This window comes from Rhizobium tibeticum (assembly GCF_900110205.1).
GTDB classification, from domain to species: Bacteria; Pseudomonadota; Alphaproteobacteria; order Rhizobiales; family Rhizobiaceae; genus Rhizobium; species Rhizobium tibeticum.
Map to the genome: position 1 here is coordinate 18,672 of NZ_FOCV01000008.1, position 20,280 is coordinate 38,951.

A 20,280-nucleotide genomic window follows, 5' to 3' on the forward strand; every position below is an offset into this window, starting at 1 on the left:
CATCCGGCTCAGTCAGCAATCGCCGCACGTGACAGTAGCGCTCGCACGGGGGAGATAGAAGTAACTGCGGCTGATGGTGATCGTGCTGTCGTTCGGCACCAAGTTTGGTGCAAACAGGAAGAGCTTATACGGAATGCTGAGTTCGGTACGGACCAAAAAGATATTGGCTTTCTTCATATCGGCCGGCACCGTCGTAGCGGAATTAACCACATATGGACGGCTGCCATCCTGCGCCCACGACCATGCCACTGTCGGGTTTCCAGTACCATCGAGAGCGATGCCCGTGATCTTGATCGTAAGGCCGGTCGAACCGTAGGGGACGAATACCGCAGAGGCCACCGAGGGCATATCGGTGAGCCAAGCTTTGGTCACGCTTTTCTGTTGGGTCACAACATCCGTGATCATGCCAGCCGCCCGGCTTGCGCGCTTGCTGATGCTGAGACCAATCGTGATCTCGAATGCACCGATGTAAAGCATCACCAGGATCGGGAACAGGATCGCAAACTCGATCGCGCCCACGCCCTGCCGGTCGCCGATGAAGCGTCTTGCGAGCCGATGAAGCCTGATCAATACGCCGCGACCTGCCATCAGGGGTACTGCTCGTTCTGGAAGGCCGTCGTGGCGACCATTAGAAAATATGAGGAAGAGCCGTCGGTAGGGCGGACGTTCGTAATGTAAGGCCTTATCAGGTCGGTGATGACTTGCCAGCGGTAATAGGCCCGGACCATGTTGATCGTGCCAGAACCGCCAGGAAGATATTTGAAGTCCGAGGTCTTGATGTCCGCGTAGGCGCTGGTGGACGTCCTCGGTATCGTCGTCGGAATGGCCGCAAATGTGGAGAAGTTCTGTACGTCGATGAACAGCTTGCTCGGAGTGGCCACTTCCGTTGTAGAGCATTTTATCAGAATTGAAATCTCATCGCAGAACGCCGTCCTGAACGATGTCACATCCGTGTTCGCGGGTGTGATCTGGCCGGTCCGCATCTTGCGGCTCATCGTATCCACGGCATTGGACAAGAGCTCCTCGCCGGCAAAGGCAATGAATGTCTCGATGATCGCAAAGACCACCAGGAAATAGGGTATGGCGAGGAGTGCAAATTCGATAGCGGCCGACCCGTCGCGAGAGCGCGCAAATGCGGTTAACCGCGGCCGCCTCCGCCGATGGGGGCGGGAGGCCGCGTCCGCTGTTTGATCCGTTTCCTTCATGACATGCATCCGGGACAGCTTCGACCACACCGTTTTAAAGGGTGATCGTTGATTTTCCGTTTCAAGCCGGATCAGAAGTTTAACGGACGTTGGCAAACGCGATTTGGCGGCTACTATTGAGCTGCCGCTGTCGCCTCCGCTCCTTGCTGGCTATGCTGCTCGCAATTCGGGGTACAGGAAAGGACCGACCGCTCCGTCTGTCGAAAGACGCGGACGGTGTTTGCCTCGTCGATCGACACCAGGATGCTCTCGTCCAAAATCGCGTTACCGTCAGCATCGAGCAACACGAGGTTGGTCGTTCCAAAGCTGCGTCCCGTCAGCACGATCGTCTTGGAATCAGCGACGGTTGCATCCGCTACCTTGGCATTGCCGACGATGACCTTGCTTACCGGGCGATCCAGCTTCAATACACGCGCCTGGTCCATATAGACCCGCAGTACATCCTGCTGCGCGTGCGCAGACGTACAAAGGCCGAGAGCGACAAGAAAGCTGGCTAGAAAAATCCTCTTGCCACTCAGGGGCATTTTGGTTCTCTTCTGTAGAGTTGCGGCGATTTTTGCAGAACAGCATGAGAAAAATTGGTGAATGAAGCTTTAATTCTCTTCTGACGTGCGCAGGATTCCAGCGGCTCGCACCCATAAAAAGACAATTCCCTCGTGATGCAGTGAGTTTGCTGGACCGCCCCGAACATCGGTGGAGCTCCCCGACAAGCAACGGAAACTTAAATTACTGCAAGGCACGCGGGGCCTTTCCTAGATTTCTAAACATTCAGGAAAGAGAATACTTACCATTCTTAAGTGTCGGTCGGCATTTACGAAGTGGTAACCCAACTCTTTAAGTTGATAGAAACAGGCGCGGGCTAAATTGTGGCAATCCGATCAACGGCAACAGTTGGCGGACGTGCTGAACCTCAACTGGAGTTAGGAGTTACCATGACCAAGCTTGTTAGCCGTTTTCTGAAGGACGAATCCGGCGCGACCGCAATTGAATACGGCCTGATCGCAGCGCTGATCTCCGTCGCGCTCATCACCGGTGCATCCGCACTGGGTAGCAAACTGAACATCCTGTTCAACAACCTGTCTGTCACGATGAACTCGGCGGCTGGCAAGGCTAACGTTACCCTTCCTTGATCGACAGGGATAGTGGCGAGACTTGAGGGCGCTTTGCCAAAAAGCAGGCTCACAGGCTAACGCTGTGAGCCTTTTTTGTTCACCGGGATTTACGGAATGCTCGCAGCCGCCGTCTTTGTGATTTTCCCGCTCTGCCTTGCGATCGCCGCGTTCTCGGATCTGTTTACGATGACGATCCCCAACCGCGTGTCGATCATTCTCGCTATCGCATTCCTGGGAGTCGCGACGCTGGCAGGAATGCCCCTCTTGGTGATGGGAACGCATCTCGCGGCCGCATTTTCGGTTCTCGCCGTCTGCTTTGTCCTGTTTGCCCTGAATATCATGGGCGGCGGCGATGCGAAGCTGCTAGCATCAACATCTCTCTGGTTTGGTTTCGATCCTGCTCTTGTCGAGTTTCTGGTCTATGTCGGCATATTTGGCGGCATTGCGACTTTTGTGATCCTTCTGATCCGTACACAGGCTCATGTCATCCTCGCCGTAGGACTACCGATTCCCAACTCCATCCTTCTTGCCAAGAAGATCCCTTACGGCATTGCTATCGCCGCAGGCGGCTTTATTGCCTTCCCTTCCTCCCCGCTCTTCACTGCGGCGTTGGAAAGCCTGAAGTAACGGCAAGTTAAGCCGCCGTTAACCTAAAATCGAAGGCTTTCATTAACCATAATTACACCAATTGCGGGCCATTCTTCGGGCGAATATCGCGAATCCCCGAGGAACATTCGATGAGACCCGCCCGCCTTTTGATACTTGGAGTGGCTGTCGTTGCAGCCGGCCTTGCCGGTGTGCTGGCGATGAGCCTCGCGGGACGCGGTTCCGTCGTCACCCAGGTTCAATCTGTGGTCGAGAAGGAGCCGACGGTCAACGTGCTCGTCTCCGGCGCCAATCTGCCGGTCGGCGCACGATTGGACGACAAGGCCGTGCACTGGATGGCATGGCCGCAGAGCGCAGTCGTCCAGGGCTTCATCACCGAGGCTGACAAGCCCGATGCCCTGAAAAACATGCAGGGTGCCGTTGTTCGCCTGCCGATCTTCGAAGGCGAGCCGATCCGCGCTGAAAAGGTCGCGGATTCGAGCAGCCGGATCATGTCCTCCCTCCTGCCCTCCGGCAAACGCGCGGTCGCAACCGAAATCTCGGTCTCCACAGGTGCCGGCGGCTTTATCCTGCCGAACGACCGCGTCGACGTGATCATGGTTCGCAAATCCAAGGAAGCCGATAAGTATCTGACCGAGACGGTGCTCAACAATGTGCGCGTGCTCGCGATCGACCAGCAGATCCAGGAAAAGGAAGACGGCTCAAAAGCCGTGGTCGGCACCACCGCGACACTGGAGCTGACGCCCGACCAGACCAAGGTGCTGGCCGTCGCACAGCAAATCGCCGACCGGCTGTCGCTGGCATTGCGCTCCGTGGCCGACGCCCAGGAGCAGGATACCAGTGCTGCGGACTACCTCCTCAGCGGTGACAACGGCAGCGCCATCGTTCAGGTCATCAAATCAGGCTCAATCGTTACAGACAGCATCAGCGCGCCGAAGGCCGAGTAAAGGAAATGGGAATGGGCACTTTGAAGCGCCACATGAAGCCCTTGATGGCAGGGTGCTTGTCTTTTGCGATTGGGTTCTCCGGCGTAGCGCCGCGTTTTGTTGCTCCTGTCCTCGGTCCTGACGCCGCTTGGGCTAATTCCGACGGCATGGTCACGATAACCCAGGCGGGTCCCGGTGCTCATCGCAGCCTGAAACTCGGTCTGAAGAAGGCGATCGTCGTCGATCTGCCGGTCGATGCCCACGATATCCTCGTCTCAGACCCTTCCATGGCCGACGCAGTCACCCGTAGCTCCCGCCGTATCTACCTCTTCGGCAAGACAGTGGGCCAGACGAACATTTTCATTTTCGGCGCCGACGGCCAGCAGATCGTCAGCCTTGATATCGCGATCGAGCGCGACGTCGCCGGCCTCGAAACCAATCTCCGGCGCTTCATCCCGGACTCCTGCATCAAAGTCGAGATCGTGTCAGACAACATCGTGCTGACCGGCACGGTACGCACGCCACAGGATGCTGCCCAGGCCGCGGATTTGGCACAGGTTTTCCTGAAAGGTGGCGAAGCGACGACACGCACGGAAACGGCCAGTGGCTCGGGCGGAGAAGGTTCGGTGGCACTGTTCGCTGAAGGTCGCCAGGTCTCGCAGGTCGTCAATCTCCTGCAGATCCAGGGCGAAGATCAGGTCACGCTGAAGGTCACCATCGCAGAAGTCCGAAGAGAGGTGTTGAAACAGCTCGGCTTCGACAATCTGGTCTCCAACTCCAAGGGCCTTTCAGTTGCTCAATTGGGCGCGCCCGCTTCCAGTGGCGCGGCGGCGACAATCGGCGGCGGCCTTGCCGCCCTCTTCAAGAGCTCGATCGGAAAATACGATATTTCGACCTATTTGAGCGCGCTTGAGCAGGCGAAGGTCGTCAAGACGCTGGCCGAGCCAACGCTCACGGCGATCTCCGGCCAGGCAGCAACCTTCAATTCGGGCGGTCAGGTGCTCTATTCCACGACGGACAATGACGGCAACGTCACGATCGTTCCGTATAATTACGGCATCAATCTCGCGTTCAAGCCGGTAGTGCTTTCCTCCGGTCGCATCAGCCTGGAGATCAAGACGAACGTATCGGAGCCTGCACCTTCAGTTTCCGGTTCGACGCCAACCTATCAACGCCGTGCTGCCGAGACCTCCGTCGAGCTTCCCTCCGGCGGTTCCATCGCGCTTGCCGGCCTGATCCGCGACAACGTTGCGCAAACCTCAAACGGTACGCCCGGCGTCAACAAGATCCCACTGCTTGGCACATTGTTCCGGCAGCGTACGGTCGAGCGTGACGAGACCGAACTGGTCATCATCGCAACGCCCTATCTCGTTCGCCCGGTTGCCCGCAATCAGCTCAACCGTCCGGACGACAACTTCAGCCCGGAAAATGACGCTGCGGCTTTCCTCCTCAATCGCGTCAACAAGGTTTACGGCGGCCGCGAAACACCCGTCGCCGACGCTCAATTCCATGGCTCCATCGGGTTCATCTACAAATGAACGCGCCAGGATCAGCAATCGCACAACACAGAGATCAGCCGATGGCCCACAAGCAGAACACCGCGCATGAATCCCGCCTTTCGAAATCGCTGCTGACCCTGGTCGCGGTGGCGGCCACCCTGCTTTCCGGCTGCGCCTCCCACGACGAATTGACGACCGGCGGCATCCCTGACGACTATCGCAAGCGCCACCCGATCGTGGTTGCCGAAGCCGAGCAATCGGTTGATATCCCGATCGCTTCGACGGATCGCCGTCTCAACATCGCTCAGCGCGACATGATCCGCGGCTTCGCGCAGAACTACACGGCGCGAGCGACCGGACCGGTCTACCTGCTGACGCCCGAGGGATCGCCGAATGCGGCAGCCGCACGGCAGCTGCGCGGCCAGGTGCGCGCCGAACTCTCGGCCCGCGGCATCGCGAGCTCCAAGATCGTCAACAGCTCTTACGCAGCCACCGGTGCGGGCGACGCAGCGCCCATTCGCCTGACTTTCGTCGGCACGACGGCAATGACGTCACAGTGCGGTCAGTGGCCGAGGGACATGATCAACGATTTCAGCAACCAGAACTACTACAATTTCGGCTGCGCAACGCAGAACAACCTGGCTGCACAGGTTGCAAACCCGGAAGACCTGATCGCGCCTCGTGGCATGACTCCGATCGATGCGACCCGTCGCAACGCCGCGATCAAGGAGTATCGCGAAAGAACAAGCACGATCGAAGAAATTGGCTCCAGCACCTTCTGATCAGTTTAGGACCGAACGATGAGTACAGTCGAATACGAGATCAAGAATACGACGGAGCTGCGCAACGCCGAGGATGCTATTCGCATGGCCGAACTCGAGAACATGCGCCCACTTCCTCGCATATCGGTACACGCCTTCTGCGAGAGCGAAGAATTGCAGCGGGTCATGGAGCGTTGCAGCCATGACCGTCGCATGTCGAAGGTCGGCCTGCGGATCACCAGCGGCGGCACAGCGGCAGCTGCGAACATGTTCGCGACTGCGCCGACACCGAACTTGATCATTCTCGAAACCAAGGCGGGAGCCGCCAATCTGCTGAACGAGCTAGCGCCGCTTGCCGCCGTTTGCGACGCTTCCACCAAGGTCATTGTCGTCGGTTACTACAACGACATCGCGCTTTACCGCGAACTCGTACGCAATGGGATTTCCGAATACATGGTCCAGCCCGTTGCCATGTCAGACATCATGATGGCAATGGCGACGATCTTCGTTGACCCGGATGCGGAGCCGCTTGGCCGCAGCATCGCCTTCATCGGCGCCAAGGGCGGCGTCGGCTCCTCGACGATCGCCCACAACTGCGCTTTTGGCATCTCTAATCTGTTTTCGACCGAAACGATCCTGGCCGATCTCGATCTGCCCTATGGCACGGCCAATATCGACTTCGACCAGGACCCGACCCAGGGCATCGCCGAGGCCGTCTACGCGCCCGACCGCCTGGATGAAGTGTTTCTCGACCGCCTGCTGACGAAGTGCTCCGAGCATCTGTCGCTGCTTGCGGCACCCTCGCTTCTCGACCGCGCTTATGATTTCGAGGGACAGGCGTTCCAGCCTGTTCTCGAAGTGTTGCAGCGCAACGCCCCCATCACCGTCCTCGACGTGCCGCATGCCTGGTCGGAATGGACGCGTTCCGTGCTGGCCAGCGTCGACGAGGTCGTCATCTGCGCGTCCCCCGATCTCGCCAACCTGCGCAACGCCAAGAACATGGTGGATGCGCTGCGCAAGATGCGCCCCAACGACAAGATGCCGCATCTGATCCTCAACCAGGTCGGTATGCCGAAACGGCCGGAGATCAGCCCCTCCGATTTCTGCGAGCCGCTGGAAACCGACCCGATCGCGATCATCCCCTTCGACGCCAACCTCTTCGGCAACGCGGCCAACAGCGGTCGGATGATCTCTGAAATGGATGCGAAGTCGCCAACGGCCGAGACGTTCGCGCAGATATCGCACATCGTAACCGGGCGGATAGCTATCAAAAAGGCACGGAAGGGCGGTTTGCTCGGCCTTCTAAAGCGTAAATGACGCCCGCCAAGAGTGAATTGGATTAAGGCATGTTCGGAAAACGCGGAAACGAAGGATTTGGCAAGGCGGGCGGCACGATCGCACCGCCTCCGCCGGCGCAACAATCCTCCCCGTCGGCACCTGCGGTTCTGGTCGAACCGCAGCGCGAAGCTTCGCGCCAGCAGGTCTCGCCGCCGCCGATGCAGACGCCGCAGCGCAGGCGCCCTGCCCGTACCGACGAATACTACGATACCAAAGCGCAGGTGTTTTCCGCGCTCATCGATACAATCGACCTTTCGCAGCTTGCCAAGCTCGACGGTGAAAGCGCACGCGAAGAAATCCGCGACATCGTCAACGACATCATCACGATCAAGAACTTCGCGATGTCGATCTCCGAGCAGGAAGAACTGCTCGAAGACATCTGCAACGACGTTCTGGGATACGGCCCGCTCGAACCGCTGCTTGCTCGAGACGACATCGCCGATATCATGGTCAACGGCGCCGGCCAGACCTTCATCGAAGTCGGCGGCAAGACGATCGAATCCGAGATTCGCTTCCGCGACAATTCGCAGCTGCTTTCGATCTGCCAGCGCATCGTCAGCCAGGTCGGGCGCCGCGTCGATGAATCGAGCCCGATCTGCGACGCGCGCCTGCCCGACGGTTCCCGTGTCAACGTCATTGCGCCACCACTCGCCATCGACGGACCGGCACTCACGATCCGTAAGTTCAAGAAGGACAAGCTCACCCTCGAGCAGCTTGTTCGTTTTGGCGCCATCACGCCGGAAGGTGCGACGCTGCTCCAGATCATCGGCCGCGTTCGCTGTAACGTCGTCATCTCAGGCGGTACCGGCTCTGGCAAGACGACGCTGCTCAACTGCCTCACCCGCTACATCGATGCGGATGAGCGCGTCATTACCTGCGAAGACACGGCCGAACTGCAGCTACAGCAGCCACACGTCGTGCGCCTTGAAACTCGCCCGCCGAACATCGAAGGCGAAGGCGAGATCACGATGCGCGATCTCGTCAAGAACTGCCTGCGTATGCGTCCGGAACGTATCATCGTCGGTGAAGTCCGCGGACCGGAGGTCTTTGACCTGCTGCAGGCAATGAATACCGGCCACGACGGTTCCATGGGCACGATCCACTCGAACTCGCCACGCGAATGCCTCAGCCGCATCGAGTCGATGATCGCAATGGGCGGCTTCACATTGCCGGCCAAGACGGTGCGCGAAATCATTTCCGGCTCGGTCGACGTGATCATCCAGGCGGCGCGTCTGCGTGACGGCTCCCGCCGTATCACGCAGATCACCGAGGTGATCGGTATGGAAGGCGATGTGATCATCACCCAGGATCTAATGCGCTATGAGATCGAGGGCGAGGACGCATCCGGCAAGCTCGTCGGCCGGCACAAGTCGACCGGAATTGGCAAGCCGCATTTCTGGGACCGCGCCCGCTACTTCAACGAAGAAAAGCGCCTTGCTGCCGCGCTCGACGAAATGGAAGCCAAGTCCAAGGATTAGTGAGATGTTCGGGTTCGATCCTGTTGTGTTGGCCATTGTCGTGCTCGCCGCCGTTGCGGCCGGCGCCGTCTGCTATGGCCTTCTCTTCACGCGGATGGAGACGGAAAAAAAATCGGCAAGCCGCGTCAGCCGCGTCGCTTCGGCGGAGGCAGACAAGGCGAACGTGAAGGCGGCCCGCGACCGCGTCCAGGAAATGTCGAAGCGCCGCAAATCGGTGCAGGATAATCTGAAGGACCTTGAGAAGCGGCAGCAGGAAAATACCAGGAAGAAGCTGTCCTTGAAATCGCGGCTGACACAGGCCGGTCTTAAAATCACGCCGGGGCGCTTCTTTACGTTCAGCGCCATCTTCGGCTTCATCCTGATGTTCGTCGCCTTCCTGGCAGATGCACCGCTTATGGTCGTGCTCGGTCTGCCCATCATTGCCGGACTTGGAATGCCGCGCTGGGTGCTCGGCTTTCTGATCAAGCGGCGCCAGAACAAGTTTCTCGACGAATTTCCCAACGCGCTCGACGTCATTGTGCGCTCCATCAAATCCGGCTTGCCATTGAACGATGCCATCCGGCTCATCGCCAACGAGGGCAAGGATCCCGTGAAGAGCGAGTTTCGCCGCGTCGTCGAATCGCAGCAGGTCGGCCTCAGCGTGCCTGACGCCTGCGCGCGCATGGTCAATCACATGCCGCTGCAGGAAGTCAGCTTCTTTGCGATCGTCATCGCGATTCAATCGCAGGCCGGCGGCAACCTCTCGGAAGCCATCGGCAATCTGGCAAAGGTCCTGCGCGATCGAAAGAAAATGAAGGCGAAGGTCAAGGCGTTGTCGATGGAAGCGAAAGCATCGGCCGTCATCATCGGTGCGCTGCCGTTCATCGTTGCGATGCTCGTCTATCTGACATCGCCCGAATACATGCTGATCCTGTTTACCGACCCCCGCGGCCATTTGATCATGGGCGTTTCGGCGGTCTGGATGTCGATCGGCATTTTCGTCATGCGCAACATGGTCAATTTCGACATCTGATGGAGACGGGCGATGTCATCTGATCTCGCGACCAAACTGACAGACCCCTCCATGCTGATCGCGGTGCTCGTCGCGATCGCGGTGTTCGCCAGTCTGTATACGATCGCCGTTCCGTTCTTCGAGCGCGGCGATCTCAACAAGCGCATGAAAGCTGTATCGACGGAGCGTGAACAGATTCGCGCCCGCGAACGCGCCCGCATGAACGCCGATTCCGCCGGAAAGGGCTCGCTTCGCACTCAGAACAACCGTTCGGTCCGGCAGATCGTCGAGAAGTTCAACCTTCGCGAGGCGCTGGTCGACGAGAACACCATGAACAAACTGCGCGCCGCCGGCTTTCGCTCGGAAAATGCGCTGAATATGTTCCTCGTCGCGCGTTTCCTGCTGCCGTTCCTATTCTTCGGCCTTGCGGTTTTCTGGGTCTTCGGTCTCGATAATCTCGCCGATAAGCCGACGATGATGCGCTTCCTGCTGACCCTGGGGATCGCCTATGCGGGCTTTTATGCACCGAACATTTTCATCTCCAATCGGATGTCGAAACGCCAGCATTCGATCAAGCGCGCCTGGCCGGACGCGCTTGACCTGATGCTGATCTGCGTCGAGTCGGGCATTTCGATCGAGGCAGCCATGCGTCGTGTCTCGGAAGAGCTAGGCGAGGCTTCCCCGCCGCTGGCGGAAGAAATGATTCTGACGACGGCCGAGCTTTCCTTCCTTCCCGATCGGCGCGTTGCGTTGGAAAACCTCGGCCTGCGCACGCAGATCCCATTGGTGCAGTCCGTCACCCAGGCCCTGATCCAGGCGGATCGCTACGGCACGCCGGTTTCGCAGGCGCTGCGCGTCCTCGCGCAGGAAGGCCGTGACGAACGCATGAACGAGGCCGAGAAAAAGGCTGCTGCCCTGCCGCCGAAGCTCACGGTACCAATGATCCTGTTCTTCCTGCCGGTTCTCGTCGCTGTCATTCTCGGGCCAGCCGGCATTCAGGTGGCCGATCGCTTCTAGGCTTCCATTTCCGTAGGGCTTTCCATCTCAACGCATCGGGCATAGGTTGGCCGGCATCTCCGTGAGCAAGCAGGAGCCCGACGATGTCGTCCACAAGCATCTTCCTGAGTATCATTGCGGCCCTGTCGATCGGGGCGATGAGTCCCGGTCCGAGCTTCGTCGTCGTTTCACGCATTGCGATGTCGCGTTCACGCCTGGACGGGCTTGCGGCGGCGCTCGGGATGGGCATTGGGGGCGTTGCCTTCAGCGTGTTGGCGCTGGCGGGGCTGACGGCGCTGCTCTCGCAATTCGAATGGCTCTATCTGGCTCTGAAGGTGGCTGGGGGAGCCTATCTCGTTTACATCGCCTTCAGAATTTGGCGTGGCGCACGCGAGCCGATCCACGTCGGTGATGCGGTAAGCGATCATCGGGCACTCGCCCGAAGCTTTACCACGGCTCTCCTGACACAGGTTAGCAACCCAAAAACGATTGTCGTCTACGCAAGTATTTTTGCAGCCTTGCTGCCGAAGACGGTCCCGCTTGGGCTTGTTTTCGCGCTGCCGATTGGCGTCTTTGCGGTTGAAGCCGGTTGGTACACGGTCGTGGCGCTCGCATTCTCGGCAAAACATCCGAGGCGGCTATACCTCGCTTCGAAGACCTGGATCGATCGCCTGGCCGGGACGGTCATGGCCGGCCTCGGCGTGCAGCTTGTCACCTCGGGGCTGGCCGGCCGCTAAGGTCAGTTTGTGCTGGTGGGAGGGCTACTGCCGCTATCCTTGGCCGCGAGCTTTTGCCAGGAATTCTGTTGCGACAGCATCGAGCGAAGATAGGCGACGTTGGCATCGGCCTGCTGCTGCGAAAGCTCTCCGCGCGCAATCTTTTCCGCCTCGGGGAACCGACCCTGAAGGCCGACGACGAGAGCGAGATTCTGGCGGACTCGACTGTCCGCCGTGGGCTGCCCTGCGGCCTGGCGCAAATAGGTCTCGGCCGTCCTGAGGTCGCCGGTCAGCACATAGGACATGCCGAGATTGGACAGGATTGAGGCCTCGCCCGGCTGGATATCGAGCGCTTCGCGGTAGCGTTGGCGCGCTTCGGCAGAGCGCTCGAGCTGATCGAGGATCGCGCCTTCCGCCGATGTGAGCTTCCAGTCCGGACGGTCAGGGGTCTGGGCGCGGCCGATCGTATCGAGCGCCTGCTGCAATTGACCGGCCGCCGCCTGCGCCTTTCCGTAGGCCGCCAGGACGTTTCGATCGGTCGGGTTGGCGATTGCAACCTGCTGCATGACGGCGAGCGCCTGCGCATCGCGACCCTGCATCCGTAGGAGATTCGCATAGTTGACGCCATTGATGGCATCGCGTGGGTTCTTTTCGTACGTCTGCCCTACACGCTCGGTCGAGCTGCGCAGCTCGGCTTCATTCATCGTTTCGACCGGCTTGGTGAGTGTCGGCACGGATCCCGTCGTCATCCGATCCTTGGTCGTCGTGCAGCCGGCAAGTGTCAGCATGACGAGCGCGGTCGCAACGCCCTGAAAAACACGGGTTTTGAGAAAAGTATTGGCCGAAGCAGGCATTGTGCGTCCCTGAGATCCAAATTGGCGTCTGACCTCAAAGCGGAACAGGGAAAGGTTTTGACGTAATCTTCACTCCAGCAATAGTCTGTTAACCCTAACAGACCGTTAAGACGTGATTCCCGGACGCCCCGAAGGATAAACATGGCACCCTATCAGTTCATCGAGAGACCGACCCCGTTCAACAGTAAGGGCGGCTCGACCCTGCCGATCTTTGCCGTCACCCCGGCCCACATAGAAACCGGCACGATCGACCCGATCGCACTCGATTGGGCCAAGAAGGCGGGCTACAAGGCCGATAGTGGCTCGTTGCTGCTCATTCCAACTGAGGAAGGTCATCTCGGCGGCGCACTGTTCGGGCTCGGCACCAATCCGTCCGAACAACCCTACATCACCGGCAAGCTTGCCCGCACGCTGCCGGCCGGCGACTGGCATATCGAAACAGCGCCGCTGACGGCAAACCGCCTCTCTCTAGGCTTCGGCCTCGGCAGCTATCGCTTCGACCGGTACAAGTCGGAGAAGTCTTCGGCTCCGACGCTGATGATCCCGCGCGATGCCGACGGAGCGGATATCAAGCGGCAACTGGCGGGCGTCTTCCTGGCACGCGACCTGATCAATACGCCCACCAACGACATGGGGCCGAACGAGCTGGAAGCCGCCTTCCGTGGCCTGGCTGCCCACTACAAGGCCGAGATCAATGTCGTCAGCGGCGACGACCTCCGGCAGAACTTCCCGCTTGTCCACACCGTCGGCCGCGCAAGCGCCGATGCACCGCGCCTGCTCGAGTTGCGTTGGGGCAAGAAGGGCCACCGCAAGATCACGCTCGTCGGCAAGGGCGTCTGCTTCGACACCGGCGGCCTCGACATCAAGCCGGCATCGTCGATGCTGCTGATGAAGAAGGACATGGGCGGCGCGGCAAACGTCATGGGCCTCGCGTTGATGATCATGGACGCCAAGCTCAAGGTCGATCTCAGGGTGATCATTCCTGTGGTCGAAAACTCGATCTCAGCCAATGCCTTCCGTCCAGGCGACATCTACCGGAGCCGCAAGGGGCTGACGGTGCAGATCGACAATACCGACGCCGAAGGCCGCTTGATCCTGGCTGATGCCCTTGCCTATGCGGATGAGGATGCGCCTGACCTGCTGATCGACATGGCGACGCTGACGGGTGCTGCCCGTGTGGCCCTCGGTCCCGATTTGCCGCCCTTCTTTACCGATGACGGTGAACTTGCTCAGGACCTGACCGAAGCAAGCCTTGAGACGGACGACCCATTGTGGCGACTGCCGCTCTATGGCGGCTATGAAAAGGATATCCGCGCCAAGTTTGCCGATATTACCAATGCCCCGGCCGGTGGCATGGCTGGTGCGATCACGGCCGCCTTGTTTCTCAAGCGCTTCGTCTCCGACACCACGAGCTGGGCGCATTTCGATATCTACGGCTGGGCGCCTTCAGAAAGACCTCACTCCCCCGGCGGTGGCGAGGCGCAGGCAATTCGCGCGCTCTACCATCACATCCGGCAGAGCGTGCGTTGAACGCCGATCATTAAAATTCTATTCACCGTGACGGGCGACATAATCTGTCGCCCATTGCGTCGCACGGTGCACTGCCGGAAAATGGAACGCAGACGTAACGAGTTTTCCGGAGGACCCATGCCGATCGAACTGACGGCTTCGCAGGCATTGGGCCTGTGGCATGGTGTGACGCTCGATCAGGTTAGGCTCGACGATCGCGATTTGACGTTGCGCCAGATGGCCATCCTGCTGCATATCTATCTCGTGCCGCCGCCACACACCGTGCGCGGTCTGGCGGCGACGCTCAACGTGACCAAGCCTGTCATCACCCGGGCACTGGATACGATGGGCGAATTGGGTCTGGTTGACCGCTGCGCGACGAACGGGACCGGCGAAACGTCGTGATAAAGCGCACCGTGGGAGGTGCGCTCTATCTGGAAAAGCTTGGTGATCTCGTGCGTGACCAGGGTCGCCGCCTGACACCGTGAAAGGGATAGAATGACGATGCTCGACCGCCGCCTGCATGCCTACCGAGCGGACCTTGCAGAAGCAGGGCTTGAGGGTCGCGTCGATGCCCTGCGCTTCGTTGCCGGTGCGCCGGCGCAGGTAGCCGTGCCGGTCATCGGGCTCAGGCCCGCGCCCGACCTTGCCAAGGGGATCGATACCGAACTGCTCCTTGGCGAGGACGTCACGGTGTTCGACCGCGCAAACGGTTGGTGCTGGGTCAAAGCCGCTTCTGATGGCTATGTCGGCTATCTGCCGGAGACCGCGCTTTCAGACGCGCTTGCGACGCCGACACATATCGTCACGGTCCAGCGGACGTTCCTTTATCAGGAGGCGGAGCTGCGCAAACCATGCAAGGCCATTCTATCCATGGGCAGCAGAGTTCGGATTGTCGGCGAGGCCGATACGCGCGGCAACCGCTATGCGATGCTGGAAGACGGCACAGCGATTTTTGCCAAGCATCTGCAGCCGATCGGCGAAGGCGAAGGCGGCGACTATGTCGAGGTGGCAAGCCGGTTCCTTGAAACCCCCTATCTCTGGGGCGGTCGCTCCGGACTTGGCATCGACTGTTCAGGCCTTGTCCAGCTTTCAATGCTGATGACGGGACGCAGCGCGCAGCGCGACACCGACATGCAGGCGGCAACCCTCGGGGAGCCGATCCACCGGTCCGAGCTGCGCCGCGGCGACCTGGTTTTCTGGAAGGGGCACGTTGCCGTCCTTGAAGATCCGGAAACGATTATTCACGCCAACGGCCATACGATGACGGTCGCGCGCGAAAACCTCGAGGACGCGATCAAGCGCATCGGCTGGCTTTACGAGCAGCCGACAGGTTATCGTCGCCCGCTCACCCGGCCGGCGGCTTCGGCCATGACCTGATCCCGCCTGTCCAGCTCTCGAAAGCCCTCGACAGCCTCAGGACACGCATATCGTCAAAGCGCGGGCCAACGATCTGCAGTCCGATCGGCATTCCGGATCGTGAAAAACCGCAATTGATCGATGAAGCGGGCTGCTCGGACATGTTCCAGGGCACCGTGAAGCAAATGTGTTCAAAGGGGCGTGCCGGATCGTTCGTCGGGGACGCCCATTCGGCGGGATAGGAAACGATGGGGTTGGTCGGCGAAATCACAGCGTCGACCTTCGTAAACAGCCTGCCGCAGCTCTTGCGCATCTCGATCGTCTGATTGAACCCCCTGACGGCATCGGCGCCGCTGATCGACGCGCCGCCCTCGGCCCACGTGTAAATGTAGGGCAGGATGCTGTTGCGACGCTCTTGGCTCAGGTTCTCGATATCGCCCCAGAAGCGGGAACGCCAGAACGTGTCCAGGCCGTCCAGCATCTCCCGCGTCAGAACGGGCTGAACCGGGATGACAATCGCGCCGGCATCTTCAAATCGCTGACCCGCCGCCTCGACCGACGCCTGCACCTCGTCGTCAACCGCGAGACCGCATCCGGCGTCCAGCATAAGCCCTATCTTCAGTCCGCGTACGTCGATCCCGAGATCCATCCAATCGAAATCGTTCGGGGGCAGACTGGTGCCATCGCGCCAGTCCGGGCGCGAAAGTGTCGCCATCGCAAAGGCCGCATCCTCAACCGTGCGCGTCATCGGCCCCGCACAGCGGCCGACATAGAACGGATCGACCGGAATGCGGCCATGGCTCGGCTTGAAACCAAAGATGCCTGTCCAGCCTGCCGGCAGACGCACCGAGCCGCCGATATCGGTACCGACGTGCAGGGGCCCGTAACCCGCAGCTGCGGCAGCAGACGCGCCGGCACTCGAGCCTCCAGGATTCTGCGTCATGTCCCAGGGATTTCGGCTCAGAGGATGGAAGCTCGAAAGACCTGAGGAGAGCATCCCATAGTCCGGGCAGGTGGTCTTTGCAAAGAGCACCGAGCCGTCCTCGCGCAGCCTTGCGGCGGCGGGGGCATCCTCGGTCGCAGGCAGCAACTCAATCGCTCTGGTCCCGAGCGGCACCGGCTGACCTTTGGTAGCAATCAGCTCCTTCAGCGTCGCCGGGATACCATCGAGCATGCCAAGCGCCGTGCCTTTCATCCATCGGTCGGTCGAAGCTTGCGCCTGCTTGCGCGCCGCCTCTGGATCATAGGCATAGAGGGCGCAAATGCTGGGCTCCCACGCTTCGATGTGTCGCTCCAGCGCCAGCCAGTACTCATGCGGGGATAGGCTGCGATCGGCGAAGCGCTGCCTCAATTCGCGGATCGTTAAATCGGTTTCGGACATGGCATTGTCATCCGGGCGTGTGGTTTCTAAGACGAACGCGGCTCGCCTCGCGCGGGTCGAGCAAGTCGCCCAGGCCGTCGCCGAGCATGTTGAAGCCGAGGACGCAGAGCGCGATGGCAAGGCCAGGAAGGATTGCCAGCCACGGCGCAAGCGCAAGGTAGGTCTGTGCGTCGGCAAGCATACGACCCCATGTCGGCGCAGGCGGCGCAATGCCGAGGCCAAGGAAGCTGAGCCCGGCCTCTGTCAACACCGCCAACCCCAGTTGGATCGTCGCCTGGACGATGATCTGGCTCATGATGTTCGGCAGCACATGACGGACTGAGATCGCAAAGCGGCTGTTCCCGATTGCGTGGGCCGCCAGCACATAGTCCCGGCTCCAGGCCTGGAGCGCTGTGGCGAGCGTGATGCGAGCAAAGACGGGGATCATGAAGGTTGCGATGGCAATGATGGCGGTGAGCCGACCCGGACCGAGAAAGGCGCCCAGCATCATTGCCGAAAGAATCGGCGGCAGCGCAAAGACGACATCGCAGGCGCGCATCAGCAGAGCTTCGTAGGTTCCCCGTACCGCAGCCGCCGAAATGCCGGCAAACGAACCGAGCATGCCGCCGATCGCAACGGCTGCGATGGCGATCGAAAGCGAGTTCCAGCAGCCGACCATCATCATAGAGAGGACATCCCGCCCAAACTGGTCCGTGCCGAGAATGCCGAAGGCAAGAGGCAGCTGCAGCTTGTGAATGATCTGCATCTTCGCGGGTGGCAGCGGCGTCCAAACCAGCGACAACAAAGCCACGGCAATGAGCAGCGCGATGATACTGCCGCCAACGATCAGATTCATTCTCCGGCTAATTTCGAATTGCCGGCGCCGAATGATCGCTTGATTGGATGCGACCGGCGCCATGTCAGACGCCCTTTCGCAGGCGCGGATCGATCGCCAGGTAGGAGAGATCGACGATGAAGTTCATGACGATGACGAGTCCGGCAAAAAACAGCACGACATCCTGCATGACGATGATGTCACGCTGCGACAGCGCCTGGTAGGCAAGACGCCCGAGGCCAGGAAGATTGAAGACGTTTTCGACCAGAACCGCTCCCGCAACCAGGAAGGTGAACTGCAGCCCCAGGATCGTCAAAACAGGAACGAGGGCATTCGGCACCGAGTGGCGCCATAAGACTCGCTGCTTCGACAGTCCCTTGGCAAGCGCCGTGCGCGTGAAATCCTCATGCATGGTCTCCAGGACGGCCGAACGCGTGACCCGTACCAAGACGGCCGCCTGTGGTAATGCAAGCGCCACTGCGGGCATGACAAGCGCTTTGAGAGCCGACCAGATGCCGGAACTCCATCCCGGGAATCCCCCGGCCGGCATCCAGCCGAGCGTCGTTGAAAACAGCATGATCAGCAGCAACGCCACCCAGAAGCCCGGGACAGCGATGCCTATCTGCGAAAACATCGAAGCGACAACGTCCGGCAGCCCGCCTCGATGAGACGCCGCAAGGACACCCAGAGGGATGGCGACGGCGACGGAGAGAGCGATCGCCAACAGCGCCAGAGGCAGCGTGACCGCCAACCGTTCAAGGATCAAGCCGGCAACCGGCACCCCATATGTATAGGATTGGCCGAGATTGCCGCGAAATACGCCGACGAGCCACTCGCCATAGCGCCAAAGGAGAGGCTGATCGACACCAAGCTCGTGACGGAGGGTTGCAAGCGTTTCCGGGGAAGCCGATGTGCCGAGCATGATGGAGGCCGGATCGCCCGGCAGAAGATCCATCACTGCAAAGATCAGCAGTGAAACGACGGCGAGCGTGACGATGAGACCGGCGAGGCGACGGAACAGAAGCGCTATCATTTCACGTCCGGTATTGTTCGCCGCCCCGCCATGTCATCCATCCGCAATCAGTCTTCCCAGGAGACGTTCGTGAGGACGTTCGAGGGAATCGGCTCGTTATCCCAGAGACCCTTCAGCTTCTTGTCCCAGACGCCGAGCTTGGGCATGACGAAGAGATAGAGCGCCGGCACATCCTCGGCCAGAACCTTCTGGGCCTCCCCGTAGATCTGGGCTTGCGTCGCGGGATCCGAGGTCTCCTGCACCCTCTTCATCAGGTCGTCGAACGCCGGATTCTTGTAATTGAAGTAGTACGGATCGCGCGCGTAGATGTCGATGTCGAGCGGCTCGGCATGTGCGACGATCGTCATATCGTAGGCGCGGTCCTTCATGACGTCCTGCACCCATTTGGCCGGAAACTCGGTCGGCTCGATGTTCATCGTCACCCCGATTTCGGCCAGCATCGCCTGCATGACCTGGGCGCTGCGCGGCGCATAGGCCATTTGCGGCGACTTGATCGTGAAGGTGAAACCACTGGGATAGCCGGCTTCGGCAAGCAGCGCCTTGGCCTTTTCAGGATCGTAGGGCAGAACGCCGGTGAGATCGACGTAGCCGGGGTCGTTCGGCGTGTAGTGGCTGCCGATCGGCGTGCCGAGGCCTGACCAGGCACCGTCGATGACCGTCTTCCGATCAATCGCCATCATCAGGGCCTGTCGCACGCGCTTGTCGTCGAACGGCTTCCTGTCGTTGTTCATCCCGGCCACGACCTTGAGCTCGGTATTGCCGATCCTGGTCGCAAGCTTCGCATCACCGTCAAACGAACTCATCAGCTCGGGCGCCGCGAACTCGGGAATGGCGTCGACATCGCCAGACTTCAGCGCCGCGGCCTGGGCCTGCGGATCGGCAATAAAGCGGAAGGTCACCTTCTCGAGCTTTACCGAAACGTCCTTGTTCCAATAGTCGACGTTCTTTTCGAGTTCGACCTTGTCGCCCTTGGCCCAGTTCACAAACTTGAACGGTCCTGTGCCGATGGGATTCGTCTTGTCATCGGCGGCGGAATTCGGCGCCACCATGACCGAGGCGGGCCAGCCAAGCCAATAGAGGAGACTGCCTGTCGGTGCGGAGAGGCGCAGCACGAGCGTTTCCGGGTCGGGGGTCTCGATGGAAGCGATCGAGGTGAAGAAACGCTTCTGCGGGTTTACCGAGTCGGCACCGCGGGCACGATCAAGCGCGAACTTCGCCGCAGCCGAATCGAAAGCCTCGCCATCGTGAAATTTGACGCCGGATTGTAGCTTGAAGGTATAGACGAGACCATCAGGGGAGACTTCCCAGCTCTTGGCGAGTTGCGGCTGGACCTTGCCGGCCTCATCAATCGCGACAAGGCCTTCGAAGATATTCTGCCAGGTCACCTGCCCGATCGCGACAGGGGCTGCGATCGTCGGATCCAAACCGGTCGGTTCCACGGTCATGCCGAGGGTCAGTGTGGTTTTGGCCGCTTCCGCCGGGGTGAGCCCAAAGAAAACGAAACCGACAGAAACGGCCGCCCCGAGCGAAAGTCGCCGAACCAGCCGTGCCGACGGCGCCAGCCAAACCTTCATCATTGTGTTCCCCTGTCTGGCCGCTGCCGTAGCCTCGACCTTTGCGAGCTAAAGTGTCATTCCCGGAGTGCACACACAATGACGATTATGTGTTCTCGGCGTAGCCGAAAGTGCTACACTCGAAGATG

At 60.1% G+C, this 20,280-nt stretch carries 20 protein-coding genes and 1 pseudogene; 13 read left to right on the top strand and 8 right to left on the bottom strand.

Annotation, left to right across the window (positions count from 1 at the left end):
• Positions 1 to 12: 12 nt before the first annotated feature.
• The 3 genes from BSG20_RS10665 to BSG20_RS10675 form a co-directional block, all read right to left on the bottom strand.
• Complete coding sequence (locus BSG20_RS10665) at positions 13 to 588, bottom strand: TadE/TadG family type IV pilus assembly protein (protein ID WP_072375141.1); 576 nt, start codon at positions 586 to 588, stop codon at positions 13 to 15.
• Positions 588 to 1,205: a TadE/TadG family type IV pilus assembly protein gene (locus BSG20_RS10670; protein ID WP_072375231.1), complete on the bottom strand. Its 618-nt coding sequence runs from the start codon at positions 1,203 to 1,205 to the stop codon at positions 588 to 590. Before BSG20_RS10670 ends, BSG20_RS10665 begins: the two co-directional genes overlap by 1 nt.
• 113 nt (positions 1,206 to 1,318) lie before the next feature.
• Entirely contained in the window at positions 1,319 to 1,729 is a 411-nt protein-coding gene (locus BSG20_RS10675) for a pilus assembly protein N-terminal domain-containing protein (RefSeq protein ID WP_072375139.1), read from the bottom strand.
• A 408-nt stretch (positions 1,730 to 2,137) separates the two neighbouring features.
• On the opposite strand from BSG20_RS10675, the gene BSG20_RS10680 reads away from it, so the two are divergent.
• The 10 genes from BSG20_RS10680 to BSG20_RS10725 all read left to right on the top strand — a co-directional run bounded on the left by BSG20_RS10680 (position 2,138) and on the right by BSG20_RS10725 (position 11,649).
• On the top strand, positions 2,138 to 2,335 hold the full coding sequence (locus BSG20_RS10680) for a Flp family type IVb pilin (protein WP_024313413.1): 198 nt from the start codon (positions 2,138 to 2,140) through the stop codon (positions 2,333 to 2,335).
• A 96-nt stretch (positions 2,336 to 2,431) separates the two neighbouring features.
• Entirely contained in the window at positions 2,432 to 2,944 is a 513-nt protein-coding gene (locus BSG20_RS10685) for an A24 family peptidase (protein WP_072375136.1), read from the top strand.
• Between the two features lie 110 nt (positions 2,945 to 3,054).
• A complete protein-coding gene (gene cpaB / locus BSG20_RS10690) occupies positions 3,055 to 3,870 on the top strand; it encodes a Flp pilus assembly protein CpaB (protein WP_072375133.1) in 816 nt (271 codons plus the stop codon).
• Positions 3,871 to 3,881: 11 nt separating this feature from the next.
• Positions 3,882 to 5,387, top strand: a complete 1,506-nt coding sequence (locus BSG20_RS10695; RefSeq protein ID WP_072375128.1) for a type II and III secretion system protein family protein — start codon at positions 3,882 to 3,884, stop codon at positions 5,385 to 5,387.
• Positions 5,388 to 5,428: 41 nt separating this feature from the next.
• Positions 5,429 to 6,130, top strand: coding sequence for a CpaD family pilus assembly protein (locus tag BSG20_RS10700; protein ID WP_177309832.1), 702 nt, complete (start codon positions 5,429 to 5,431; stop codon positions 6,128 to 6,130).
• Between the two features lie 18 nt (positions 6,131 to 6,148).
• Positions 6,149 to 7,426, top strand: coding sequence for a CpaE/TadZ family protein (locus BSG20_RS10705; protein WP_072375116.1), 1,278 nt, complete (start codon positions 6,149 to 6,151; stop codon positions 7,424 to 7,426).
• Between the two features lie 29 nt (positions 7,427 to 7,455).
• Positions 7,456 to 8,925, top strand: coding sequence for a TadA family conjugal transfer-associated ATPase (locus BSG20_RS10710; RefSeq protein WP_072375099.1), 1,470 nt, complete (start codon positions 7,456 to 7,458; stop codon positions 8,923 to 8,925).
• A gap of 4 nt (positions 8,926 to 8,929) precedes the next feature.
• Positions 8,930 to 9,937: a type II secretion system F family protein gene (locus BSG20_RS10715; protein ID WP_072375097.1), complete on the top strand. Its 1,008-nt coding sequence runs from the start codon at positions 8,930 to 8,932 to the stop codon at positions 9,935 to 9,937.
• Positions 9,938 to 9,949: 12 nt separating this feature from the next.
• Positions 9,950 to 10,933, top strand: coding sequence for a type II secretion system F family protein (locus tag BSG20_RS10720; RefSeq protein ID WP_072375095.1), 984 nt, complete (start codon positions 9,950 to 9,952; stop codon positions 10,931 to 10,933).
• A gap of 83 nt (positions 10,934 to 11,016) precedes the next feature.
• Positions 11,017 to 11,649 carry a LysE family translocator gene (locus BSG20_RS10725; protein WP_072375093.1) on the top strand — a complete coding sequence of 211 codons (633 nt, stop codon included), beginning with the start codon at positions 11,017 to 11,019 and terminating at the stop codon, positions 11,647 to 11,649.
• 2 nt (positions 11,650 to 11,651) lie between these two features.
• Here the strand turns inward: BSG20_RS10725 and BSG20_RS10730 are convergent, their stop codons facing one another.
• The gene (locus tag BSG20_RS10730) at positions 11,652 to 12,482 is read right to left on the bottom strand and encodes a tetratricopeptide repeat protein (protein WP_072375090.1); all 831 of its coding nucleotides are present in this window, start codon (positions 12,480 to 12,482) and stop codon (positions 11,652 to 11,654) included.
• A 141-nt stretch (positions 12,483 to 12,623) separates the two neighbouring features.
• Between BSG20_RS10730 and BSG20_RS10735 the strand changes: the two genes are divergently transcribed.
• From BSG20_RS10735 to BSG20_RS10745, 3 genes and pseudogenes are all read left to right on the top strand, one after another.
• Positions 12,624 to 14,012, top strand: coding sequence for a leucyl aminopeptidase family protein (locus BSG20_RS10735; protein WP_072375088.1), 1,389 nt, complete (start codon positions 12,624 to 12,626; stop codon positions 14,010 to 14,012).
• Positions 14,013 to 14,129: 117 nt separating this feature from the next.
• Positions 14,130 to 14,479, top strand: a pseudogene (locus BSG20_RS10740) (MarR family transcriptional regulator).
• Positions 14,480 to 14,489: 10 nt separating this feature from the next.
• Positions 14,490 to 15,371, top strand: coding sequence for a C40 family peptidase (locus BSG20_RS10745; protein ID WP_072375086.1), 882 nt, complete (start codon positions 14,490 to 14,492; stop codon positions 15,369 to 15,371).
• On the opposite strand, the gene BSG20_RS10750 is transcribed toward BSG20_RS10745, so the two are convergent.
• Genes BSG20_RS10750 through BSG20_RS10765 form a run of 4 tightly spaced genes read right to left on the bottom strand, consistent with a single transcriptional unit; the run spans position 15,340 to position 20,155 of the window.
• On the bottom strand, positions 15,340 to 16,731 hold the full coding sequence (locus tag BSG20_RS10750) for an amidase (RefSeq protein ID WP_072375083.1): 1,392 nt from the start codon (positions 16,729 to 16,731) through the stop codon (positions 15,340 to 15,342). The two genes, BSG20_RS10745 and BSG20_RS10750, sit on opposite strands and share 32 nt — an antisense overlap.
• Positions 16,732 to 16,738: 7 nt before the next feature.
• Positions 16,739 to 17,629 (bottom strand): ABC transporter permease, encoded by an 891-nt coding sequence (locus BSG20_RS10755; RefSeq protein ID WP_072375080.1) that lies wholly within the window; start codon positions 17,627 to 17,629, stop codon positions 16,739 to 16,741.
• A 1-nt stretch (position 17,630) separates the two neighbouring features.
• On the bottom strand, positions 17,631 to 18,578 hold the full coding sequence (locus BSG20_RS10760) for an ABC transporter permease (RefSeq protein ID WP_072375077.1): 948 nt from the start codon (positions 18,576 to 18,578) through the stop codon (positions 17,631 to 17,633).
• Positions 18,579 to 18,625: 47 nt separating this feature from the next.
• Complete coding sequence (locus tag BSG20_RS10765; protein ID WP_072375074.1) at positions 18,626 to 20,155, bottom strand: ABC transporter substrate-binding protein; 1,530 nt, start codon at positions 20,153 to 20,155, stop codon at positions 18,626 to 18,628.
• Positions 20,156 to 20,280: the final 125 nt, after the last annotated feature.

Excerpts from the sequence above, each read along its gene's own strand:
- cpaB (WP_072375133.1), top strand. The coding sequence starts at position 3,055 with ATGAGACCCGCCCGCCTTTTGATACTTGGAGTGGCTGTCGTTGCAGCC.
- BSG20_RS10735 (WP_072375088.1), top strand. The coding sequence starts at position 12,624 with ATGGCACCCTATCAGTTCATCGAGAGACCGACCCCGTTCAACAGTAAG.
- BSG20_RS10750 (WP_072375083.1), bottom strand. The coding sequence starts at position 16,731 with ATGTCCGAAACCGATTTAACGATCCGCGAATTGAGGCAGCGCTTCGCC.
- BSG20_RS10755 (WP_072375080.1), bottom strand. The coding sequence starts at position 17,629 with ATGGCGCCGGTCGCATCCAATCAAGCGATCATTCGGCGCCGGCAATTC.
- BSG20_RS10710 (WP_072375099.1), top strand. The coding sequence starts at position 7,456 with ATGTTCGGAAAACGCGGAAACGAAGGATTTGGCAAGGCGGGCGGCACG.
- BSG20_RS10700 (WP_177309832.1), top strand. The coding sequence starts at position 5,429 with ATGGCCCACAAGCAGAACACCGCGCATGAATCCCGCCTTTCGAAATCG.
- BSG20_RS10745 (WP_072375086.1), top strand. The coding sequence starts at position 14,490 with ATGACGATGCTCGACCGCCGCCTGCATGCCTACCGAGCGGACCTTGCA.
- BSG20_RS10720 (WP_072375095.1), top strand. The coding sequence starts at position 9,950 with ATGTCATCTGATCTCGCGACCAAACTGACAGACCCCTCCATGCTGATC.
- BSG20_RS10705 (WP_072375116.1), top strand. The coding sequence starts at position 6,149 with ATGAGTACAGTCGAATACGAGATCAAGAATACGACGGAGCTGCGCAAC.
- BSG20_RS10665 (WP_072375141.1), bottom strand. The coding sequence starts at position 588 with ATGGCAGGTCGCGGCGTATTGATCAGGCTTCATCGGCTCGCAAGACGC.
- BSG20_RS10680 (WP_024313413.1), top strand. The coding sequence starts at position 2,138 with ATGACCAAGCTTGTTAGCCGTTTTCTGAAGGACGAATCCGGCGCGACC.
- BSG20_RS10695 (WP_072375128.1), top strand. The coding sequence starts at position 3,882 with ATGGGCACTTTGAAGCGCCACATGAAGCCCTTGATGGCAGGGTGCTTG.
- BSG20_RS10715 (WP_072375097.1), top strand. The coding sequence starts at position 8,930 with ATGTTCGGGTTCGATCCTGTTGTGTTGGCCATTGTCGTGCTCGCCGCC.
- BSG20_RS10725 (WP_072375093.1), top strand. The coding sequence starts at position 11,017 with ATGTCGTCCACAAGCATCTTCCTGAGTATCATTGCGGCCCTGTCGATC.
- BSG20_RS10765 (WP_072375074.1), bottom strand. The coding sequence starts at position 20,155 with ATGATGAAGGTTTGGCTGGCGCCGTCGGCACGGCTGGTTCGGCGACTT.
- BSG20_RS10730 (WP_072375090.1), bottom strand. The coding sequence starts at position 12,482 with ATGCCTGCTTCGGCCAATACTTTTCTCAAAACCCGTGTTTTTCAGGGC.
- BSG20_RS10675 (WP_072375139.1), bottom strand. The coding sequence starts at position 1,729 with ATGCCCCTGAGTGGCAAGAGGATTTTTCTAGCCAGCTTTCTTGTCGCT.
- BSG20_RS10670 (WP_072375231.1), bottom strand. The coding sequence starts at position 1,205 with ATGAAGGAAACGGATCAAACAGCGGACGCGGCCTCCCGCCCCCATCGG.
- BSG20_RS10760 (WP_072375077.1), bottom strand. The coding sequence starts at position 18,578 with ATGATAGCGCTTCTGTTCCGTCGCCTCGCCGGTCTCATCGTCACGCTC.
- BSG20_RS10685 (WP_072375136.1), top strand. The coding sequence starts at position 2,432 with ATGCTCGCAGCCGCCGTCTTTGTGATTTTCCCGCTCTGCCTTGCGATC.